We start from the raw sequence: 4,035 nt of genomic DNA on the forward strand, positions 1-4,035 counted from the left end.
CGCACCCACCGGCCCGGCCCACCTCCCCCGACTCGACGTCGCCGCCGACCTGCTCGCCCTGCTCCAGGACACCGCCACCGAACCGCGCCCCGACGCGCAGTTGGAGGCACTGACCCTGGCGGCGGCCGCCGACCTGCCGGTGCTGCTCTGGGGAGAGCCGGGAATCGGCAAGACCGCCGCCCTGAACCAGCTCGCCGCAGCCCTCGACCTGCCGCTGACCACGGTGATCGCGAGCGTGCACGAGCCGTCCGACTTCTCCGGTCTGCCCGTGGTCGGTGACGACCCCGCCGTACAGGGCGTTCCGATGGCCCCGCCGGACTGGGCCGTACGCCTGGTGCGGTCCGGCCGAGGGCTGCTCTTCCTGGACGAGCTGTCCACCGCACCGCCGGCCGTCCAGGCCGCCCTGCTCCGCCTCGTCCTCGAACGGCGGGTCGGCGCCCTGCGCCTGCCGGCCGGAGTCCGGATCGTGGCCGCCGCCAATCCCCGGGCCTCCGCCGCCGACGGCTGGGAACTGAGCCCGCCCCTGGCCAACCGGTTCGTACACCTGCAGTGGACGTACGACCACGACGTGGTGGTGCGCGGCCTCGGCGGGACCTGGCCCCGCGCGTCGCTGCCGTGGCTCGACCCGGAGCGGTCGGCCGAGGCCGTGACGTTCGCCCGTCGTGCGGTCTGCGGACTCCTCGGCGCCCGCCCCGCGCTCGTCCACCAACTGCCGAGCAACGAGGCCCGACGGGGTGGTGCCTGGCCGTCACCGCGCAGTTGGGAGATGGCGCTGCGGCTGCTCGCCTTCGCCACCGCCGCCGGCACCTCGCGGGAGGTGCTGTCCATGCTGGTCAGAGGCACGGTCGGGGACGGCCCAGGGCTGGAACTGCTGGCCAGTCTGGACCGGATGGACCTTCCGGACCCCGAGGTGCTGCTGGCCGACCCGGCGGCGGCCGACCTGCCGGAGCGGGGCGACCTGCGGCAGGCCGTACTCGACGGTGTGGTCGAGGCGGTCCGGAGGCGTCCGGAGAGGTCTCGCTGGGACGCCGCGTGGGCCCTGCTGGTCCGGGCATTGGAGACCGGAGCCCCGGACCTGGTGGTCGTGCCAGCGCGCACGCTCGCCACGGTACGCCGGGCGGACTGGGACGTCCCGGCATCGATCGAGCTGCTCGCCGGGGCGGTGTCCCTGAGCCGGCAGGCGGACAGGGCCGCGGCGCGGGTCGGCGCCGCCACGGGAGGCGGCCGATGACGCCCGACGAGCCCGGAAGGCTGGACCTCCAGAAGGTCTTCGCCGCCCGGCTGCACGCCGCCCGGGTCCGGCCCTACCTGGCGACCGCACTGTTCGCACTGCATCCGGTGGAGTCGCGGCGGGTGCCGACAATGGCCGTGGACCGCCACTGGCGGTGCTACATCTCGCCGGCGTTCGTGGCCCGGACCCCGGTGGAGGAGTTGGCCGGGGTGTGGGTACACGAGGTCTCGCACCTGCTACGCGATCATCACGGGCGCAGCGACCGGGTCGCGGTGGAGCGCGGACTGACCGGACCGGGAGAACGACTGAGGATGAACATCGCCGCAGACTGCGAGATCAACGACGACGTGTTCGGGGATGGGCTGGTCCGGCCCGAAGGCGCCGTCGACCCTCGGCTTCTCGGGCTACCCGAGGGCGAGCTGATGGAGGACTACCTGCGGCAGTTCCGGCTCGGGCCGTACACGCAGAGCCTGGCCTGGCTGGACTGCGGCAGCGGCGCCGACGGGTTGGAGCGGGCGTGGGACCTCGGGCCGGACGGTGCGCACGGGCTCACCGCGCAGGAACGGGACGCGGTCCGGTTCCGGGTCGCGCAGGGAATCAGCGCCCGTCCGGGGAACACCCCGAAGGGGTGGCGGCGCTGGGCGGACGAGGCGTTCCACCCGCCGCAGCCGTGGCGGGACCTGCTTGGCGCGGCCGTCCGCTCGGCCACCTCCAGCCCCGGCGCGGGCGAGGACTACAGCTACGGCCGGCCGGCACGGCGATCCACGGCACTGTCCGGCGTTCTCCTGCCGAGCCTGCGGCGCAGGCCGCCCCGGGTCGCCGTGGTCATCGACACGTCCGGGTCGGTCAGCGACGCCGAGCTGGGCAGCGCGCTCCTCGAGGTCGCCGCGATCGCCCGCGCCGTGGGTGGCCGGCGGGACCTGGTCACCGTGCTCCCGTGCGACGCGGCGGCCCGGGTCGTGCACCCACTGTGCCGCGCCGAGGGGATCCCACTACTCGGCGGCGGCGGAACGGACCTGCGTACGGGCTTTACCAGAGCACTCCGGGGCCAGCCCCGGCCGGACGTGATCGTGGCCCTGACCGACGGGCAGACGCCCTGGCCGGACGCGCGGCCACCGTGCCGGACGGTGGTGGGACTGTTTCCGCGCCAGGGAAGGGCCCGGTCATGGGACGAGAACAACCCCGACCACGTGCCGGACTCGCCACCCGGGTGGGCCCGGGTGGTCGTCATCGGCGACGCATCCGCCGGCCGGTGACCCGCCGCCGAACCGGCCGGTCCGGGCAAACCGGTAGTGTGCGACCGGCTGTCGCTGGGCATCAGGGAGCAGGCGAATCTCCGTGGTGCTCGTCGCAGGGTGCCCGGGCGGGCCCCGCCGGGCGCGACGCTGCAGAAGGGCAGGTCCCATGGGTGCGGCATGCGACGGCGATCTCTCGCCGGGCTCGGACGCACCCGCCTCGCTGGCGGTCCGCTTCACGGCCGCCGACATCACGGGCCTACGCCATCAGGTGGCGCGGCTCGCGGCCGGGCACGGGATGCGGGGCGACCGGCTCGACGGCTTCGTGTTCGCCGTCTACGAAATACTCACCAACGCGGTACGGCACGGCGGCGGAAGTGGGTCGTTGCGACTGGAGCACGTCGGCGTCGACCTGGTCTGCCAGGTCGACGACGATGGGCCGGGTTTCGCCGCCGGGCAGCTGTCCGATCAGTCGCCGCTGCGGACCGGCGGGCGGGGCCTCCGGCTCGTCCGGGAACTCGCCGACTCGTTGACCATCACCCCCAGGACGCCCGGCACGTCCGTGCGGGTCCGGCTCTCCCTCGCTGCCGGGCTTCCCACCGGTACGCGCCCGTCCCGGTCGCCGTAACCTGGTCGGCCACCGGACGAGGCGGCGCCTTGAGAGTTCCTGACAAATGATCCAGGTGGTGGGTCTTTCGTCCCTCGTGGAGGGAAGGAAGCAGCGAGCGCTCGTCGTACAGGCGCGCCGGGTGGCGTCGCCGACGCCGTCCGGTTCTGGACGGGCGGCGTAAGAGGGCATCTGATCCCACTCGGTCAAGTTTGCCCGACTAGGTCGGTTCCGATTCGCCAGGTTGGAGTACTTTCTCCGGTGAGGAAGCGGCTCATTGTGTTAACCATCGCCCAGTGGATCATCGTTCTGGATCGCTGGGGCAGCGTTTCGTAGTCGCGGACCAGTCGTCGATGTTGGGTTAGCCAGCCGAACGTGCGCTCCACGACCCACCTGCGAGGCAAGGGCTGGAAGCCTTTCTCCGCGAGACGGGGTACCACTTCGACATCGATGCCGAGGCGAGCGCCGTGGCGCCAGACCGCGGTGTTGTAGCCGCCGTCGACCCAGGTCTTGGACACCGACGGATGATCGGCCGCCAGGACGTCGAGGATCTGCGCGCCGCCGGCGGAGTCCTGTATGGACGCCGCGGTGACGATCACGGCCAGCAGCAAGCCCAAAGCATCGGTGGCTATATGCCGCTTCCGTCCCTTGATCTTCTTGGCCGCGTCGATGCCCTGACTCGTCTCGGCGACATTGCAGGACGTCTTCACGCTCTGCGCGTCCATGACCGCCGCCGTCGGACCAACCGCACGGCCACGAGCGATCCGGACCTGATCGCGTAGCAGGTCGTGGATCCGCTGCGTGGTCCCGTCCCGCTCCCACTTGGCGTAGTAGTCGTACACGGTCTTCGCGGGCGGGAAGTCGTGCGGCAGGTACTCCCACGCGATCCCAGTCCTGGCCACGTACAGGATCGCGTTGACGATCTCCCGCAAATCATGCACACGCCGCCCGATCCCCAACCC

4 protein-coding genes are annotated in these 4,035 nt (G+C 72.4%); 3 read left to right on the top strand and 1 reads right to left on the bottom strand.

From position 1 onward, the window contains the following. From I0C86_RS15330 to I0C86_RS15340, 3 genes are all read left to right on the top strand, one after another. Positions 1–1,231: AAA family ATPase (locus tag I0C86_RS15330; protein WP_230394198.1), on the top strand; the 1,231-nt coding region annotated here is incomplete at its 5' end. Further along, positions 1,228–2,487, top strand: a complete 1,260-nt coding sequence (locus tag I0C86_RS15335; RefSeq protein ID WP_196201898.1) for a vWA domain-containing protein — start codon at positions 1,228–1,230, stop codon at positions 2,485–2,487. The genes I0C86_RS15330 and I0C86_RS15335, both read left to right, overlap by 4 nt. 148 nt (positions 2,488–2,635) lie before the next feature. Beyond that, positions 2,636–3,094, top strand: coding sequence for an ATP-binding protein (locus I0C86_RS15340; protein WP_196201899.1), 459 nt, complete (start codon positions 2,636–2,638; stop codon positions 3,092–3,094). Between the two features lie 185 nt (positions 3,095–3,279). On the opposite strand, the gene I0C86_RS15345 is transcribed toward I0C86_RS15340, so the two are convergent. Beyond that, positions 3,280–4,035, bottom strand: a 756-nt coding sequence (locus I0C86_RS15345) for an IS5 family transposase (protein ID WP_230394199.1), incomplete at its 5' end; no start/stop codon positions are given.

Origin of the sequence: Plantactinospora alkalitolerans (assembly GCF_015690345.1) — a bacterium.
GTDB lineage: Bacteria > Actinomycetota > Actinomycetes > Mycobacteriales > Micromonosporaceae > Plantactinospora > Plantactinospora alkalitolerans.